Source organism: Acinetobacter sp. 25-47-130, assembly GCF_056779705.1.
In genome coordinates this window covers 141735-158383 of record NZ_JBWYII010000004.1, presented here as the reverse complement: position 1 = coordinate 158383, position 16649 = coordinate 141735, and the positions used below count along the sequence as shown (strand labels likewise).

At 41.2% G+C, this 16649-nt stretch carries 17 protein-coding genes; 14 read left to right on the top strand and 3 right to left on the bottom strand.

Annotated elements, in window-relative coordinates; translation table 11 throughout:
- The first annotated feature begins 24 nt into the window (after positions 1-24).
- The 5 genes from AC1M83_RS07910 to AC1M83_RS07890 are packed head-to-tail and all read left to right on the top strand — an operon-like array spanning position 25 to position 3901.
- Positions 25-1296: a styrene monooxygenase/indole monooxygenase family protein gene (locus tag AC1M83_RS07910; protein WP_180028359.1), complete on the top strand. Its 1272-nt coding sequence runs from the start codon at positions 25-27 to the stop codon at positions 1294-1296.
- On the top strand, positions 1283-1807 hold the full coding sequence (locus AC1M83_RS07905) for a flavin reductase family protein (protein WP_092766728.1): 525 nt from the start codon (positions 1283-1285) through the stop codon (positions 1805-1807). The genes AC1M83_RS07910 and AC1M83_RS07905 overlap by 14 nt, the downstream gene beginning before the upstream one ends.
- Positions 1804-2574, top strand: coding sequence for an SDR family oxidoreductase (locus AC1M83_RS07900; protein WP_180028358.1), 771 nt, complete (start codon positions 1804-1806; stop codon positions 2572-2574). Before AC1M83_RS07905 ends, AC1M83_RS07900 begins: the two co-directional genes overlap by 4 nt.
- Positions 2571-2903, top strand: a complete 333-nt coding sequence (locus tag AC1M83_RS07895; RefSeq protein ID WP_168379990.1) for a non-heme iron oxygenase ferredoxin subunit — start codon at positions 2571-2573, stop codon at positions 2901-2903. The genes AC1M83_RS07900 and AC1M83_RS07895 overlap by 4 nt, the downstream gene beginning before the upstream one ends.
- Before the next feature lie 5 nt (positions 2904-2908).
- The gene (locus tag AC1M83_RS07890) at positions 2909-3901 is read left to right on the top strand and encodes a 2Fe-2S iron-sulfur cluster-binding protein (protein WP_218947385.1); all 993 of its coding nucleotides are present in this window, start codon (positions 2909-2911) and stop codon (positions 3899-3901) included.
- A 35-nt stretch (positions 3902-3936) separates the two neighbouring features.
- Here AC1M83_RS07890 and AC1M83_RS07885 read toward each other — a convergent pair whose 3' ends face one another.
- Both AC1M83_RS07885 and AC1M83_RS07880 read right to left on the bottom strand, forming a co-directional pair.
- Positions 3937-4584 carry a response regulator transcription factor gene (locus tag AC1M83_RS07885; protein ID WP_481590391.1) on the bottom strand — a complete coding sequence of 216 codons (648 nt, stop codon included), beginning with the start codon at positions 4582-4584 and terminating at the stop codon, positions 3937-3939.
- Positions 4575-6062 carry a PAS domain S-box protein gene (locus tag AC1M83_RS07880; RefSeq protein ID WP_481590390.1) on the bottom strand — a complete coding sequence of 496 codons (1488 nt, stop codon included), beginning with the start codon at positions 6060-6062 and terminating at the stop codon, positions 4575-4577. The genes AC1M83_RS07885 and AC1M83_RS07880 overlap by 10 nt, the downstream gene beginning before the upstream one ends.
- A 392-nt stretch (positions 6063-6454) precedes the next feature.
- Between AC1M83_RS07880 and AC1M83_RS07875 the strand changes: the two genes are divergently transcribed.
- From AC1M83_RS07875 to AC1M83_RS07855, 5 genes are all read left to right on the top strand, one after another.
- Positions 6455-7342: a DMT family transporter gene (locus tag AC1M83_RS07875; protein ID WP_481590389.1), complete on the top strand. Its 888-nt coding sequence runs from the start codon at positions 6455-6457 to the stop codon at positions 7340-7342.
- A gap of 171 nt (positions 7343-7513) precedes the next feature.
- Positions 7514-7999 carry an urease accessory protein UreE gene (ureE, locus tag AC1M83_RS07870; protein WP_481590388.1) on the top strand — a complete coding sequence of 162 codons (486 nt, stop codon included), beginning with the start codon at positions 7514-7516 and terminating at the stop codon, positions 7997-7999.
- Positions 7986-8651 carry an urease accessory protein UreF gene (locus AC1M83_RS07865; RefSeq protein WP_481590387.1) on the top strand — a complete coding sequence of 222 codons (666 nt, stop codon included), beginning with the start codon at positions 7986-7988 and terminating at the stop codon, positions 8649-8651. The genes ureE and AC1M83_RS07865 overlap by 14 nt, the downstream gene beginning before the upstream one ends.
- A gap of 22 nt (positions 8652-8673) precedes the next feature.
- Positions 8674-9288, top strand: a complete 615-nt coding sequence (gene ureG, locus AC1M83_RS07860; protein ID WP_481590386.1) for an urease accessory protein UreG — start codon at positions 8674-8676, stop codon at positions 9286-9288.
- 17 nt (positions 9289-9305) lie between these two features.
- Entirely contained in the window at positions 9306-9875 is a 570-nt protein-coding gene (locus AC1M83_RS07855; RefSeq protein WP_481590385.1) for a HupE/UreJ family protein, read from the top strand.
- 55 nt (positions 9876-9930) lie between these two features.
- On the opposite strand, the gene AC1M83_RS07850 is transcribed toward AC1M83_RS07855, so the two are convergent.
- Positions 9931-11841: an ATP-binding cassette domain-containing protein gene (locus tag AC1M83_RS07850; RefSeq protein WP_481590384.1), complete on the bottom strand. Its 1911-nt coding sequence runs from the start codon at positions 11839-11841 to the stop codon at positions 9931-9933.
- Positions 11842-11875: 34 nt separating this feature from the next.
- On the opposite strand from AC1M83_RS07850, the gene AC1M83_RS07845 reads away from it, so the two are divergent.
- The 4 genes from AC1M83_RS07845 (at position 11876) to topA (ending at position 16569) form a co-directional block, all read left to right on the top strand.
- Positions 11876-12121, top strand: coding sequence for a SlyX family protein (locus tag AC1M83_RS07845; RefSeq protein ID WP_035266784.1), 246 nt, complete (start codon positions 11876-11878; stop codon positions 12119-12121).
- A gap of 112 nt (positions 12122-12233) precedes the next feature.
- Entirely contained in the window at positions 12234-13244 is a 1011-nt protein-coding gene (locus AC1M83_RS07840; RefSeq protein ID WP_481590383.1) for a hypothetical protein, read from the top strand.
- Positions 13245-13448: 204 nt separating this feature from the next.
- Entirely contained in the window at positions 13449-13898 is a 450-nt protein-coding gene (locus tag AC1M83_RS07835) for an ammonium transporter (protein ID WP_481590382.1), read from the top strand.
- 31 nt (positions 13899-13929) lie between these two features.
- Positions 13930-16569, top strand: coding sequence for a type I DNA topoisomerase (topA, locus tag AC1M83_RS07830; protein ID WP_481590381.1), 2640 nt, complete (start codon positions 13930-13932; stop codon positions 16567-16569).
- Positions 16570-16649: the final 80 nt, after the last annotated feature.

The window sequence follows — 16649 nt, the reverse complement described above, 5'->3', positions numbered from 1 at the left end:
AATACGGCCTAAGGGGAATTTAAGATGAGAAAAATTGCAATTATCGGTGGTGGACAAGCAGGTTTATTACTGGCGTTCTCGCTACTCGAAAACAAATATGATGTCACTTTATATGTAGATCGCCCTGCGGATGAGTTGTTACATGGTCGTATGGTCAGTACCACAATGTTTTTTGAAGGAACTTTAGAGTTAGAGCGCAGATTGGGCTTAAATTTTTGGGATGGGAAAGCGCATCGTGGTCAAGCATTGCATGTCGATTTTCGTGCACCAAACGGCGATATCATGTTACCTGTGACAGGTTTTTTACATGATAATGACGGTATTGCCATGGACCAACGAACCAAATATCACCGTTGGTTAGAGGAATATCCGCGCCGTGGTGGCAAGCTCATCATTCAAAATGTCAGTCCAGAAGATTTGGAAGTAATCACTGCTGAAAATGATTTGACGATTTTGGCGGCAGGTAAGGGCAATATCACGAGTTTATTCAAACGCAATGAAACACGTTCAGTGCATCAAACGCCGCCACGTAAATTGGCTGCTGCACTCGTAGTCGGTGATGATTTGTGTGGTCCAAATAGTTGGCAAGGTCAACCATCTCAGACTTTGCATTTTAATTTTGTTGCAGGTGCAGGCGAATACTTCAGTATGCCGTTCTATAGTCACACGCATGGTCCATGTCGTAGTTTCTTATTTGAATGTGTACCGAATGGTCCAATGGATATCTTCGATGATGTGACATCTGGCGAAGAAATGGTCCAACGCATGAAAGAAGCGGTTGCCAAAGTAACACCAGATCAAAGCTTCCGTATGGTCGATAATATGGAATTAAGTGATCCAAATGCATGGCTCAAAGGTGCATTCCGCCCTGAAGTTCGAGATCCTGTTGCAACCTTAGATAACGGTGCAAAAATTTGGGGGATTGGAGACACTGTCATTGTAAATGATCCAATCGCAGGACAAGGCGCAAACAATGCAACTCGTATGGTGGAGCATTATTTAGCTGCGATTTTAGCACGAGGTGATGAAGACTTTAGTGCAGATTGGATGACAGAAGTCTTTGAGCAATTCTGGGAAAAGTCAGGTCGTTATACCACAGAATTTACCAACTTGCTGTTAAACCCACCAAGTGAAAGCTTATTGCAAGTGTTAGGCGCAGCATCGCAAAACCAAGCCATTGCAGATGATTTTATGGGGCATTTCAACAATCCATGTGGTTTCTGGCCAGCGGTAGATGGTGAAGCTGGGGCAAAAGAATACTTGTCACGAAAGGAGTTTCAACATGCAGCTGCCTGAATTACTTTGGCAGGATGTTGATCTGGCGGAAGCGAAATCGCTCCGTCAGGCATTTGGTGGCTTTGCGACAGGAGTGGCGATCGTCACTTGCTTAGACCAAGATCAACAACCTGTAGGGTTGACGATTAATTCCTTTAGTTCAGTGTCTTTAGATCCTGCATTAGTGTTATGGAGTTTAGTCAATCATTCTCCAAGCCGATCTATTTTTGAAAATGCTGAATACTTCGCCATTAATATTTTAGGTGCACATCAGCAGGAAGTAGGCTTAAACTTCGCTAAGCCGATTGCGGACAAATTTCAGTATGGTACGTGGAAAATTCAAGGTTCGAAAGCACCTGTTTTAGAAGGATGTGTCGTGCAATTTATTTGCAAAAGAGCTCAACAAATTGAAGCGGGTGATCATCAAATCTTCCTCGGTAAAATTGAGCAATGTCGCCACAGTAATCAACGACCTCTGCTGTTTTGCAAGGGACAATTTAATGAATGGCCTGAGTACAAGGAGGTTTCATGACAGACTTAGATGGAAAAGTCGTCTTGGTGACAGGTGGTGCGACACATATTGGTCAAGCCGTAGTCCAAGAGTTGAAAGGCTTAGGTGCACAGGTCATTGTTGCTGATATTAATCAAACTCAAGGACAGCAAGTTGCACAATCAACCCAAGCTCAGTACGAATTTCTAGATCTCGCTAATGATGAAAGTATTCGTAACTTAAGTGGAAAACTCACTCAGTTAGACGTCTTGGTTAACCTAGCGTGTTTGTATGAAGATCATGGATCTGAATCTACACGTCAAGATTGGCAAAACACGTTCAATGTCACGGTATTTGGTCACGCAGCGTTAGTACAAGCATGTCGACCACTTTTGAAAAAAAGTACTGATGGTGCCGTAATTAATATCAGCAGCGTAAGCGCACGTATTGCACAAAAAGAACGCTGGGTCTATCCAGCGTCTAAAGCAACTTTAGAGCAACTCACACAAAGCATGGCACTGGATCTAGCGCAAGATGGTATTCGTGTACATGCACTCTCATTAGGTTGGACTTGGTCAGTACCAATGCAAATGATCTCTGGCGGAGACCGTACCAAGACGGACCGCGTGGCAGGACGTTTCCATGTGTTAGGGCGTATTGCGGATGCAGAGGAAGTCGCACAAGCATTAAGTTTGTTGTGTAGCCCGAAAGCAAAATTACTGACAGGCAGTGTGATTCATGCCGATGGTGGTTATCACATTCTAGGTCCTGAAGCAACAGATTCACCCATAGAGGAGTTAACTCAATGAACATTAAAATGACCAATGTTGCTGAGAAATTTTTGTGTTCAACCTCTGATGTGGAACAGGGTGAGGGTCTACAAGTCATCATTGACGGTTATCCGCCATTGGCAGTATTTCATTTAGAAGATGGCGAGTTCTATGTCACCGATGATACCTGTACACATGGTGATGCATCATTGGCAGATGGTGAAATTGATGGCTGTGAAGTGGAGTGCCCATTTCATGCAGGTGCATTCGATATCAAAACAGGTGAACCTTGTGGGGCGCCATGTACGATTCCACTGAAAACCTATCAATCCATCGTGCGTGAAGACAAAGTCTATTTGGTGGAGTGATGCCGATGTATAAAATTCAAATCGAAGGTCAGGGCACATTCAACTGCGCAGCGGATGATGTATTGCTCCGTGGTGGCTTACGTGAAGGGCTAGGCATTCCTTACGAATGTAATGCGGGTGGTTGCGGAACGTGTAAAATCGATGTCCTGTCAGGCGAAGTGGAAAATTTATGGGCAGATGCACCTGGATTAAGCGATCGTGATAAACGTAAAGGTCGGTTACTGGCGTGTCAATGTCGTCCTAAATCGGATTGCGTGATTAAGCTTCGTTTAGATGAAAAATGCGTACCCAAAGTGATTCCAAAATTACAAAAAGTGAAGCTTAAACATGTGCAATTGGTGACTCACGATATTTTGGAAGTGCATTTGCAATCCGATGAACCTGCACAATTTATCCCAGGACAATATGCCTTAGTTTGGGTGAATCAAGAGTTACTTCGTGCCTATTCGATGTCCAATCTGCCGAATGACAACGGTTTATGGGTCTTCCAAATCCGCCGTGTTCCTGATGGTAAGATGACCAATGTACTGTTTGATGAACAGTTGCGTGAACAAGCAGAAATACAAATTGATGGTCCATACGGTTTAGCACATTTACAAGAACAACCTCGTCCGATTGTCTGTGTGGCAGGCGGTTCAGGTCTTGCCCCCATGTTAGCGATTGCACGTGGTGTTGCAGTCAATCCACATTTGAAAAATCACAAACTCTGGTTTTTCCATGGTGGACGTGAACAGCGTGATTTGTTCACTGAAAATCAATTACGTGACTGGACAGAATTAGGGGAACGCCTCAATTATGTACCTGCAACCTCCTCTGAATTCATTGAAGGTATCCGTTCAGGCTTTATTCATGATGTCATTCAAGATGTATTAGGTGAACAATTGATTGAGCATGAAATCTATTGTGCAGGTCCACCACCGATGGTGAAATCAATTGAACAAATGGCTCACCAAGCTGGTATTCCACAACAACAAATTCATTTTGATCGTTTTTTTTAATCGAACATATCATCTTTCTCCCGCTCAGGCGATGGTTAACCCATCGCCGGTACTGAGCGATCACGACACATCAAGACCATATTGACGATCTGTGCGATAGATTCAGTTCCTAATTTCTGACGAATATGAGTGCGGTGAATTTCTACTGTTTTATGGCTGATATTCAACATTTGTGCGATATGTTTACTCGAAAGTCCATCGACCAATAAATTGATAATCTCACTTTCTCTTGGTGATAAAGATTTCAATTTAATCATCTGCTCTTGACGTTTTTCTTCTTCAATAAAGTCTTGTTCAGCAAGTTGCAGACAGGCTTGGATTTGATTAAGCATATGCTGTGGATTAAAAGGTTTTTCTAAAAAATCAAATGCCCCAGCTTTCATCGCATTGACCGACATTGGAATGTCGCCGTGACCAGTCATGAAAATGATTGGCATACGGATTTTTTGTTGATTCAATTGTTGTTGTAGTTGCAAGCCACTCATCCCTCGCATACGAATATCAAGAATTAAACATGCAGGCGTTTGCGGGCGCTGAAAATTCAGGAATTCAGTCGCACTATTGAATGTTTTAGTTTCGAGTTGCACTGAATCAAGCAACCATGTGAGTGAATTACAAATGTCTTGATCATCATCTATCACATACACAATGGGCTCGGGAACATGAGAATTAGTTAAATACATTTTGCACGCTCCTGTGCTGCTAAAGAGATATTAAAAATAGCGCCGGACTCACCTTCACAGACCCATAAATAACCATGATGGTTTTCAATGATGCTTCGAGACAGAGTTAAGCCAATACCCATGCTGTTGTTTTTACTTGAATAGAAAGATTCAAAAATTTGTTCTGGATTTTGCCCTTCGAGTCCAGGCCCATTATCTGCAATTGCAATTCGAGCATGTTGGTTATGTTGCCAAGTGCGGATATAAATGTCCCTTTCACCCTCAGGGTTAGTTTGTAGAGCATCGACCGCATTGAAAACGAGATTGATAATGACTTGGCTAAAGAGCGTTTCATCTGCTGATATAAAAATAGGCGAAACACTTAATTCATAATGGATGGTACATCCACCTTGATCTGCTTTAAGCTTAATCAAAGGATGTAACTCTTGAATAAGATGACTCATAGAATGAATCTGGAAATTCGCTTCGCCTTTACGTAAAAAGCTTCTCATGCTGTGAATAATGCCATTGACGCGATGTGTTTGATTTAAAGCAGCATTGAGGGCATCAAGAGTCTCTTGTGTGTTGGCTAAACCGTTTTGAATGCGAATAATACTACCTCCAACGTAATTGTTGAGTGCAGCCAGTGGTTGATTTAATTCGTGGGCGAGCGCTGTAGCCAGTTCGCCCATCGTTTTGCAACGTGACATATGACCAAGTTGCTTTTCACGAGCACGTGCTTTTTCTTCAGCCTCAATACGCTCAGTGATATCACGATAATTCACCAATATTCCCTGAATATCAGGGTGATCTAATAAGTTACGATAGGTTGCCTCGTGGTGTCGCCATTTTCCATTGTGGTGCAAGATTTTGTAATGAATCACACCAACTGCACGTTGTTCTGTTTTCTTAAATAGAAGCTGTCTGACTTTAATACGATCATCAGGATGAATTGCAGTTAACACATTCTTATTGAGTACAAAGCGATCCCGATAACCAAGAATACCTTGTAATGATGGGCTGGCATAAAGTAGTTTGCCTTGTAAGTCGAGAATAGCAATTCCATCTCCAGAATGCTCAAGCAGCATTTTGAAATATTGATCTTTAGACTGTAGAGCATATTGATACTTTTTGATTTCGCTGATGTTACGTACTAGAGCGAGAAGCTTTGGTTTATTTTCAATCTCAACTTTTTTAAGACATACTTCAACTGGGATATGACGTTGGTCTTGAGACTCTATTAACCATTCAAATGTGATTGCTTCGTCTTTTGTAGTGGCGGCCTGTTGAACTTTTCGGAGTGCATGATGCAAATCAAAACCATGTTGAAAAGCACTGATCTTTTCAACGTTCATTTGTGTCAATTCAGATTTACTATATCCAGTAAGTTCTACAGCGGCTTCATTGGCATCCATAAATTGGACACTGCCAATATCATGTACAAAAATTGCATCGCCCGCTTTATCAAAAATAGTTTGATAATATTGTAAGCTGGTCATTGTAGGTCCTTACCTGAGATGGCTTCCGGCTATCGGGTATAGGGTGAAATATCGTCACTGATAAATCATTTTTTTTATAAGTAAATACTGCATTAAGGGGCAGCATCTTGCAATTAGACTTAGAGTCTAATTACATACTTTTAACATATAAAAATATTCATGTGAAAAATTTATCAGTGATCTCAATGTTATGCAATTTAGATACGATGTTACTTCAACTGATTTAGGTGACAGTTACACGAGGAATGTTAGCTCAAAAAATATCATCTTTTTATCTAACGAATAAAATCAAACTTTATGCTATCTACATACAATCCTTTTTTGATTAGTCATTACACTGGATGAGGCATAGAATAAAACCCGTCAGTCCTACTCATTAAAGTGATATTTTTATGGCGTTCAGTTGGATTCTCTTTACCCTCATGGCTGCTTTTATGCAGGCATGGCGCAATGCTTTTCAAAAACAACTGAGTACCACTGTCGATGTATGGGGCGTGACCCTTGCACGCTTTATCTTCGCCTTGCCTTTTGCATTGATTTATTTGAGTAGCCTTTATCACTTTTCACCGGTAACAGCGACTGTTCAATTTACGACAAAATATTGGGTTTATATTTTTATCGCAGGCATTAGCCAAATTTTAGCCACTGCATTGATGGTGCAGTTATTTAAACAAAAAAACTATGCCATTGGCGTGGGACTGGCTAAAAGTGAAGCGATCTTAGCTGCAATCATTGGCGTTGCTTTTCTCTCTGATCATTTGTCATGGTTGGCATGGTTTGGGGTGTTACTGGGTGGTTTTGCTGTGTTTCTGTTGAGTCGGGGACATGGTTTTACTGGATTTTCACCCAAAACACTGATAATTGGCATCGGAAGTGGCTTGTGCTTTGCTATCACTTCATTGCTGGTCAGAGAAGCGAGTCTCGAACTGACAATGCTACCCTTGATTCATCGTGCTGCATGGGTATTGCTGTCGGTGATTGGTTTTCAATGTCTGAGTATGCTTTTGTATCTGAGCTTATTCAGTCGTCAAACGCTGCTGGCGATGTGGCAACGTCTAGGACTGACCTTTAAAGTCAGTGTATGTAGTTTTATGGCATCACTTGGATGGTTCACTGCAATGAGCATGATGAGTGTACCAGTGGTGAAAACACTCGGTCAGATTGAGATTTTGTTTAGTTTGTTGATCTCCGCTTACTTCTTTAAAGAAAAGCTAGCGAAAGCCGAACACTGGGGATTAGCTTTAGTGGTGATTGCAGCAATCTTGGTGATTTGGGCTTAAACATTTTTATAGATCATTGAATATTATTTAATAAGAAAGAAGGGGATGCACCAATAGATTTCATGTTGGCATGAATAATGCTTAATTTTGATGCGTAAATGGATTGATGTTGAACAAGACATTTCGCGAGTTGAAATTAAAGCAAAGTATTCAAGTGACAATAGGAAAGGCATGAAAATCTATACTCAAAGAATAGAAGCAGTGACAGAAGATCAAGCTTTCGAAACTGTGCAACTCAACTTTGATACACGACAAAAGAGCCGTTTTCGTGCAACTTTAGTTTCAGGGTGCGATATTGGTGCAGATTTACCGCGTACAGGTATTCTTCGCGGAGGATCATTTATAGCAACTGAATCAGGTGACTTACTGCGGGTGGATGCATTGCCTGAACGCCTAATGTGTGTCCAAGCTTCATCTGAATTTGAGCTTTTGAAAGCAGCCTATCATTTAGGGAATCGTCATGTCCCTCTTATGCTCACTCCTCATGCATTATATTTTGAACCTGATCATGTCTTAGCAGAAATGGTCGAAGGATTGGGTTTAATGGTGACGGAAGTGAATCATCCATTTGAGCCAGAAAGTGGTGCTTATGCTCAGCATGGACATGATCATCGTCTCAGCCCAATCAAAGCGATTCATGCTCATGCGCATCACTAATGCAGCTCACTTACTCAAACTGTTAACTTTGTCCTCTACAGCTTTGCCTGTAGGCGCTTATTGCTATTCGCAAGGTGTTGAAAGTGCGATCGATCAAGGTTTGATCCATGATGAGCAATCCAGTATTGCGTACTTCGAAGAAGTTCTGGAAATGCTTTTGGTTCGTTTTGAGCTACCTGTATTGAAGCGTTTGATGCAGGCCCATGATGATGAACAGCAGTTTAATCATTGGGCGCAGTTGTATCGAGCCAGTCGTGAAAGTCGTGAGTTATTGGCTGAATCGCAGCAGTTGGCATTTTCCTTGAACGCATGGATTAAAGATGTATTGAAAATGCCCGTTACGGTCAAAAAACAACTTGGATTTGTACCTGTATATGCTCAGTTATGTGGGCGATTGGATCTGAATATCGAAGATGTTTTAACGGCGTATACATTTACTGTTTTAGAAAACCAAGTACTTGGCGCAGTCAAAACTGTGCCGCTCGGTCAGATGAGTGGTCAACGAATTTTGTGGCATTTACATGGTTTAGTCCCAGATGCCATAACGCATGCAATGTGTATAGAAGATCATCAACTCAGTAGTGCCTTACCTCAATATGCCATGCTCAGCATGTCCCATGAAACACAATATTCGCGTTTATTTAGATCTTAAAAATTATCATAAGGAATCAATCATGTCAGAACGTTCTCCTTTACGTGTCGGAATTGGTGGACCAGTCGGATCTGGTAAAACAGCACTGACTTTAAATTTATGCCGTGCATTGCGTAATAAATACAATATGGCGGTGGTGACCAATGATATTTATACCAAAGAAGATTCCAACTTCTTAACTCGTCATGAAGCCATGTCACCCGATCGTATTGTGGGGGTGGAAACTGGCGGTTGCCCTCATACGGCTATTCGTGAAGATGCCTCAATCAATTTGGCAGCGATTGATGACTTATGTGAAAAGTTTGCTGGTCTAGAGTTAATTATCATTGAAAGTGGTGGCGATAATTTGGCAGCAACGTTTAGCCCTGAACTGTCTGATCTGACGCTATATGTGATTGATGTTGCTGGTGGTGAAAAAATTCCACGTAAAGGCGGTCCAGGCATTACCAAGTCGGACTTACTGATTATCAATAAAACAGATTTGGCGCCAATGGTTGGAGCGAATTTGCAGGTGATGGACCAAGATGCCAAGCGTATGCGAGGAGATAAACCATTCTTGTTTTCAAACATGAAAACTGAAGATGGTTTAAACGAGATTATCAGTTTTATTGAAAAAAAAGGTTTATTCAAAGCTTAAACAAGAGGGCTTAAAGGATGAAACAATGCAATAAATTCGGTCTATTCATTCTGGCAAGTGTTCCGAGCCTTGTAATGGCACATCCAGGCCATCATCACCATGACGCTAATTTTTGGACGGGCTTCATTCATCCGTTTACAGGATTGGATCATTTGATGATGGCACTCAGTTTCGGCATTTTGATGTGGAGCATGTCTAAAATTTGGAAGATGATTGGGGCATGGGGCTTGCTTATAGCGCTTGTTGCTGGATTCAGTTTAGGTGCGCATGGAATTATTCCTAATGGCGTTACAGAAATTGGAATTGTAGGTTCATTGTTCATCTTAGCTGTAAGTTTATGGACCAAATCGAACAGAATTTTCCCAATTGCAGCAGTGTTTCTATCAGTTTTTCATGGTTCAGCACACGGAGCTGAATTAGCGATGAATGGAAATGTTCGCATTCAGATTTTAGGCATGATTACTGCCATGGCAATGATTTATGCTCTTGGACTGGGTTTAGGGGCATTGATGGTGAAATTTGTTCCACAAGGTAAAAAGATTGTAGGTGCGCTAGCAGCATTGGTTGCAGTAATTGGTTTAGTGTGATCAATCTTGACAAAAAAAACTCCGCAAGCGCGGAGTTTTTTATTTACTAGGGTAATCAGCTACCATTCGCAAGACTTTCAAGCGCTTCCCAGCGTTCTAATTTCTCTAAAAGTAGCTCATCAATTTCAGTAAGTCGAATTGAAAGTTGAGTTGCTTTGTCACTATCTGACACAAATAAAGAACCATCTGCTAAAAGTGCATTAATCTCGGCTTGTTCCTTTTCCAAAGCTTCCATTTCAGCAGGAAGTTGTTCTAAAGCACGCTGATCTTTATAGCTTAGTTTAACTTTTTTAACTGCGGGTGCAGGGGCTGCTGCCGCTTCAGCCTTTGCGGCTGCTTTTTTCACCGCAGATTTTTGATCGACTACAGTTTGATCAGGACGTTGCATGAGGTAGTCTTGATAACCACCGACATATTCATCGATATTACCTTTGCCATCGAATACCCAAGTTGAAGTCACAACATTGTCCATGAAGGCACGGTCATGCGAAATAAGAAGCAATGTTCCTTTGTAGTCGCTGAGCATCTCCTCAAGTAGTTCAAGCGTGACCATATCCAAGTCATTGGTTGGCTCATCCATCACGATGAGGTTCGATGGTTTAAGCAGTAATTTCGCCAATAAAATGCGGTTACGTTCACCACCAGAAAGGGCTTTTACAGGCGTACGAGAACGTTCAGGTGAGAACAAGAAGTCTTGTAAATAGCTATAGATATGACGACGCCCGCCATTGATATCGATAAAGTCTGACCCTTCAGCCACATTATCTTTTACTGATTTTTCAAGATCGAGTACATTACGGAGCTGGTCAAAATAAGCCACTTCGAGTTGAGTACCTGTTTTGACCGTGCCTGAATGTTCTTGTTGACCCAAAATTGCTTTGATCAGCGTGGTTTTACCGACACCGTTATCGCCCACGAGACCAATACGATCTCCACGCAGAACCAGTGCATTAAAATCTTTGATAATTGGAGTGTTGTCGCCAAATTGCACACTGAGGTTTTCAATTTCGAAGACCACTTTGCCTGAACGTTGAGCATCTTGGGTAGCCATGCTCACTTTGCCTTGCTGCGAACGGCGGGCTTTAGATTCTTCACGTAATGCTTTTAAGGCACGTACACGACCTTCGTTACGGGTACGACGTGCTTTTATGCCTTGACGAATCCAAACTTCTTCTTCTGCTAGCTTTTTATCGAATAGCGCATTTTGTTTTTCTTCAGCTTCCATCTGTGCAGCTTTGAGTTCGAGGTAACGTGAATAGTTCCCTTCATAACTGCGTAAGATGCCACGATCCAGTTCCACAATACGTGTAGCAATACTGTCTACAAATGAACGGTCATGCGAAATGAAGAGTAATGTTAAATTATTTTGATCGAGTAAGAATTTTTCTAACCACTCGATACTTTCAACATCTAAATGGTTCGTTGGTTCGTCGAGTAACAAAACATCAGGTTGGGTGAGTAGTGCGCGTGCAAGAAGCACACGACGTTTACGACCACCTGAAAGATCAGCTAAATCAGCATCAGGATCAAGTCCCATTTTACTGAGGATTGAATTCACTTTAGTTTCAAGTGCCCAACCATCTAATTGATCCATTTTATGTTGCAAGTTACCCATGCGATCGCAAGCTTCCATATCGCCGAGTACACAAGCTTCGCTTGCTTCGTGATAAGCTCTAAGAACAGAAGCTGCTTCACCTGCGCCATCTGCCACAATATCTGCAACACGTCCCGAGTCCATTGGCACGTCTTGAGCCAGCATAGAAATGGTGATGCCATTTTGCAGGGAAACTTCACCAGCATCAGGCAATAAACTTCCATCAATGAGTTTAAGTAAAGTAGACTTACCCTCACCATTACGGCCAATCAAACACACTCGTTCGCCGCGTTCTAAACTAAAATTCGCGCCGTCGAGTAAGTACGGTCCACCAAATGCGAGTTGGACGTCCCTTAAGGTAATATAGGCCATAATGTTTCCTGAAATCCCCTGATGAGGACTTATAATGTCGAATCAAAAAAATCTAAATGAGCAGGCGTCATTTTCCGCACCCATAGAAGATTTGCAAGTCCGAATTGCATTTTTAGATGAATTAGTTGATCAGTTAAATATTCAAATTGCATTACAAAGCCGTGAAATCAGCGATTTAAAGAAACAAATGCAAATTTTGTATCAACGTGTTGAAGCTACTCATGCTGACGATGGTGTTGCTCCATTTGATCCAATTTTGGATAAACCGCCACATTATTAAGACGTGACATAAATACTGATTATTTATTAAGAAGTATGCGTAAATAGTTTGACCTTTGATATGAAGGTCGTTGTAATAGTCTTTTCACTTGCCGAATTCTGAATCTTATCCTATGAGCGCTAAAGTTGTCCTAATAGATCTTGAAAATAACATGCCGACTTCGACGTTATTTCGGGAGATTGTACAACACTACACCACGACCTATCTATTTCATTCGAAAGGGAGTTTTTATTACAGTCTCACTGATTTGACTGAATTTTCGAGTTGGATTAGTAGTGGTCAAATTGTCATTTTAGAAATGCTTGAGGCAAAAGAAAAAGAATTTGAGTACGCTGTGATTGTGGGGCAAATCTTGGCATTGGTTGAGCATGGCGCAGAGATTGATGTGATTTCTGCACGAGACTGTAGCACGATGTTGGCTGACATGATGCGAGCTTCTGGCATTCAATGTAATTTGATACAGGTACAACCAGAGCAACCTGTGTCAAAACTCAAATACAATGTGCCTTCAGTTGAAACTATTCGTCAAAATCATGATTTATTTAGAGTAAAGCAATATTGTGATGTTGTGGTTCGTATGGAAGGGAAACCAAACACCTTAGCTAAGCTTAAAAACTCGATCGAGAATACGTTGCGAATAAATGACGAGCACAGCGCTAAATTGATTGGCATGCTCATTAATTTAAAGGTGATTAAAAAAGAAGGTGAGCAAATTTCCTTTCGTAAAAAGGTATTAAAGCAGTGGGCTCAATTGGATATGAATGTTGATGAAGATGTAGTAGCAGACCACAAGCTTGGTCAGGTAGATGCGTTATTGGCGAAGCTACATATCGAAGCAAAAGACATTTTAGCTGAAATTGAAGAGTCGCAAGACATTCAGCACATTCAGAGTGATTTATTTAAAAATTTTGAAAAAATAGATCCAGTCCAGCTGGAAGTCATCCAAAAATTGAATGCTTTAAAATCTGGAAAGCCTAAAGATATTTATGAACTGCGTGATTTATTGGAACAACTATTTCCAAAATCGGATGTGCGTTTATTGCTTAAGGAAATGATTGATAAAGGATATATTTATTGGAATGGTCATGAAGTACTTTATAGCCATGAGATGTTTTTGAACTAAAATATGCCTAGGAAAAAAGCGATGATTTTATCGCTTTTTTTTTATTTCAGTTGCACTGTGCTTAGGTGGGTTATACCACATCGTGCCTTATTTGGTTCAGGTCTCAATACTGGTTTCATGCCGCTATAAATCGTATTTTTAATTTTCAACTTGCCTTTTATATTCGGCTTATGCAACTCTAATATAAGAAGCAAAAGGTGAACTATGGAAAATGCTGGACTTTGGATAACGATTCTTATCGTTGTGTTTGTGCTGGGCTCGATCTTCGGATTACGTGTAAATCCAAGAGAAAAAGCTTTGGGGATTATGCGTGAGAAAGCGCGAAAAATGGGATTACACCCGCGTTTGATTGCTGCACCTTCATGGACCAATATTCCAATGGCATCAGAAAATCGTGCCAGTATGGTAGCGTATTACAGCGTTATCATTCCTGATGGTCGCCTACCTTTAATGCGCGCATTGGTTGAAAATGAAAAACTTAAGGTTGTTCTCGGGAATGAGAAATTTAATGATTTCCCCATTGCATTAAAAGGGATTTATGCTATTGATATGCAGTCTAATTGCGTCGGTTTGTACTGGAAGGAAGAAGAAGATCTTCATGCTACACAACTTGATGAAATGAAAGCACTTTTACACAAATTGGCTGAAATTTAATTTTTTAATCTTATAGGAATAACGGTTCACTATGGCGAATGCTCCTAAGTCCACATCCAAAAGCGCTACAGCTCAATCGTCAGAAGCTGGAAAAAAACGTGCTTTAGTGATCGTCGAGTCGCCTGCTAAAGCGAAGACCATTAATAAATACTTAGGTTCAAACTACATTGTGAAATCATCTGTGGGTCATGTTCGTGACTTACCAACAGGTGCTTCAAAAAGTACGGAAAAGAAACCAGTAACACGTACCAAACAGACTGCTGAAGAGAAAGCTGAAAAAGCTCAACAGGCACTGATCAATCGTATGGGGGTAGACCCTGAGCACGGTTGGAAAGCACACTATGAAGTGCTTCCTGGTAAAGAAAATGTTGTTTCAGAACTGAAAAAGCTTGCTTCGCAGGTTGACGAGGTCTATCTCGCAACCGATTTGGACCGTGAAGGAGAAGCAATTGCTTGGCATTTAAAAGAAGTTATTGGTGGTGATGACTCTCGTTATAGACGTGTTGTTTTCAACGAAATTACTAAAAATGCCATTCAAGAAGCATTTAAACAGCCTGCTCGTTTAGATATTGATAAAGTCAATGCACAACAAGCACGCCGTTTCCTTGATCGTATTGTTGGCTTTATGATTTCACCACTATTGTGGGAGAAGATCGCACGTGGTTTATCTGCGGGTCGTGTACAGTCAGTTGCTGCGAAACTTGTGGTTGAGCGTGAGCGAGAAATTCGTGCTTTTATTCCTGAAGAATATTGGCAAGTTTTTGCAGATACCAAATCTAAAAAAGATGATATTCGTTTAGAAGCAGTCAAACAGTCAGGTAAGACATTAAAACTTCAAAACAAAGCACAAACTGATGCTTTATTGGATGTTTTAAAAGAAGCTGAATTTAAAGTTGCTGCCCGTGAAGATAAACCGACCAAAGTTAATCCGAGCGCACCTTATATCACCTCGACCTTACAACAAGCAGCAAGTACTCGACTTGGTTTCTCTGTAAAGAAAACGATGACGATGGCACAGCGCTTGTATGAGGCAGGTTATATCACCTATATGCGTACCGACTCTACATTCTTGAGTGATGATGCGGTCAATATGGTACGTGGACATATCGAAACCGAGTATGGTGAAAAATATCTTCCTGCAAAGCCAAACCGTTATGGAAATAAAGCAGGTGCGCAAGAAGCCCATGAAGCGATTCGTCCGTCAAACGTTGCGTTGAAGGGTGATCAGCTTGCAGGCGTAGATCGCGATGCTCAGCGTCTATATGATCTGATTTGGCGTCAGTTTGTTGCATGTCAAATGACACCTGCTGAATATTTGTCTTCGACGATCTTGGTTGACGCGAACGGTGTAGAGCTTAAAGCTAAAGGTCGTACTTTGGTATTTGATGGCTTTACGAAAGTACGTGGCCAGAACAAGTCAGATGATGATGTTTTACTGCCTGCTGTGAAAGTGGGTGAAGTTCTACAACTTCAAAAGTTAGATCCTTCGCAACATTTCACTAAACCGCCTGCACGTTTTACAGAAGCATCATTGGTGAAAGAGCTTGAGAAAAAAGGCATTGGTCGTCCTTCAACTTACGCAGCGATTATTTCAACGATCCAAGATCGTGGCTATGTGAAATTGGATAACCGTCGTCTCTATGCAGAGAAGATGGGTGAAATCGTTACAGATCGTTTGGACGAAAGTTTTAACAACTTAATGAATTATGCATTTACTGCAGATCTAGAAGGTCAACTGGATAAAGTTGCAGATGGTGAGCGTAATTGGAAAGAGTTATTAGATAGTTTCTATGGTGATTTTAAGAAACGTCTGACTACTGCACAGGGTGAAAATGGCATGCGCCGTAATCAGCCTGTTGAAGTTGATGCTGTGCATTGTAAAGAATGTGATCGTCCGATGCAGATTCGTACCGGTACCACAGGTGTATTCTTAGGTTGTTCTGGCTATAACTTACCACCGAAAGAACGTTGTAAAGGCACACTTAACTTAACGCCAGTAGAGTCCTTGGCCGCATTATCTGATGATGAGTCTGCAGAAACCGCAGATTTAATGTCGAAAAAACGTTGCCCAATTTGCGAAACAGCAATGGATAGCTATGTTATTGATGGTGGTCGTAAACTTCATATCTGTGGGAACAATCCAGACTGCGAAGGTTTTGAGCTTGAAGAAGGTGAGTTCAAAATTAAAGGGTACGATGGTCCAACAATTCCATGTGACAAATGCGATGGTGAGATGCAGTTAAAGACAGGGCGTTTTGGTCCTTATTTTGCCTGCACAAGCTGTGAAAATACACGTAAAGTATTGAAGAATGGTCAACCAGCACCTCCTCGTGTCGACCCGATTAAAATGGAACATTTGCGCTCAACGAAACATGACGACTTTTTCATATTACGTGATGGAGCAGCAGGCTTATTCTTAGCAGCAAGTAAATTCCCTAAAGTACGTGAAACTCGTGCTCCTAAGGTTGCAGAATTGCGTACGGTTGCCGAACAACTTGATCCAAAGTATCAGTTCATTCTACAAGCGCCAGATACTGACCCTGATGGAAATCCAACTTTAGTGAAATTTAGTCGTAAAAACCAAGCGCAATATATTGGTTCCGAAACGCCTGAAGGTAAACAAACGAAATGGTCTTTGATTTACCAAGATGGTAAATGGATTGAAGCGTAAACATGAAGAAATGCTGGCTAAGGTCAGCATTTTTTTTAAATTATTTGAATAATACTTAGATTTAACGTGAGAAATTTTTA

Coding starts and splice junctions, on each gene's coding strand:
- AC1M83_RS07910 (WP_180028359.1), top strand. CDS start 25: ATGAGAAAAATTGCAATTATCGGTGGTGGACAAGCAGGTTTATTACTG.
- AC1M83_RS07905 (WP_092766728.1), top strand. CDS start 1,283: ATGCAGCTGCCTGAATTACTTTGGCAGGATGTTGATCTGGCGGAAGCG.
- AC1M83_RS07900 (WP_180028358.1), top strand. CDS start 1,804: ATGACAGACTTAGATGGAAAAGTCGTCTTGGTGACAGGTGGTGCGACA.
- AC1M83_RS07895 (WP_168379990.1), top strand. CDS start 2,571: ATGAACATTAAAATGACCAATGTTGCTGAGAAATTTTTGTGTTCAACC.
- AC1M83_RS07890 (WP_218947385.1), top strand. CDS start 2,909: ATGTATAAAATTCAAATCGAAGGTCAGGGCACATTCAACTGCGCAGCG.
- AC1M83_RS07885 (WP_481590391.1), bottom strand. CDS start 4,584: ATGTATTTAACTAATTCTCATGTTCCCGAGCCCATTGTGTATGTGATA.
- AC1M83_RS07880 (WP_481590390.1), bottom strand. CDS start 6,062: ATGACCAGCTTACAATATTATCAAACTATTTTTGATAAAGCGGGCGAT.
- AC1M83_RS07875 (WP_481590389.1), top strand. CDS start 6,455: ATGGCGTTCAGTTGGATTCTCTTTACCCTCATGGCTGCTTTTATGCAG.
- ureE (WP_481590388.1), top strand. CDS start 7,514: ATGAAAATCTATACTCAAAGAATAGAAGCAGTGACAGAAGATCAAGCT.
- AC1M83_RS07865 (WP_481590387.1), top strand. CDS start 7,986: ATGCGCATCACTAATGCAGCTCACTTACTCAAACTGTTAACTTTGTCC.
- ureG (WP_481590386.1), top strand. CDS start 8,674: ATGTCAGAACGTTCTCCTTTACGTGTCGGAATTGGTGGACCAGTCGGA.
- AC1M83_RS07855 (WP_481590385.1), top strand. CDS start 9,306: ATGAAACAATGCAATAAATTCGGTCTATTCATTCTGGCAAGTGTTCCG.
- AC1M83_RS07850 (WP_481590384.1), bottom strand. CDS start 11,841: ATGGCCTATATTACCTTAAGGGACGTCCAACTCGCATTTGGTGGACCG.
- AC1M83_RS07845 (WP_035266784.1), top strand. CDS start 11,876: ATGTCGAATCAAAAAAATCTAAATGAGCAGGCGTCATTTTCCGCACCC.
- AC1M83_RS07840 (WP_481590383.1), top strand. CDS start 12,234: ATGAGCGCTAAAGTTGTCCTAATAGATCTTGAAAATAACATGCCGACT.
- AC1M83_RS07835 (WP_481590382.1), top strand. CDS start 13,449: ATGGAAAATGCTGGACTTTGGATAACGATTCTTATCGTTGTGTTTGTG.
- topA (WP_481590381.1), top strand. CDS start 13,930: ATGGCGAATGCTCCTAAGTCCACATCCAAAAGCGCTACAGCTCAATCG.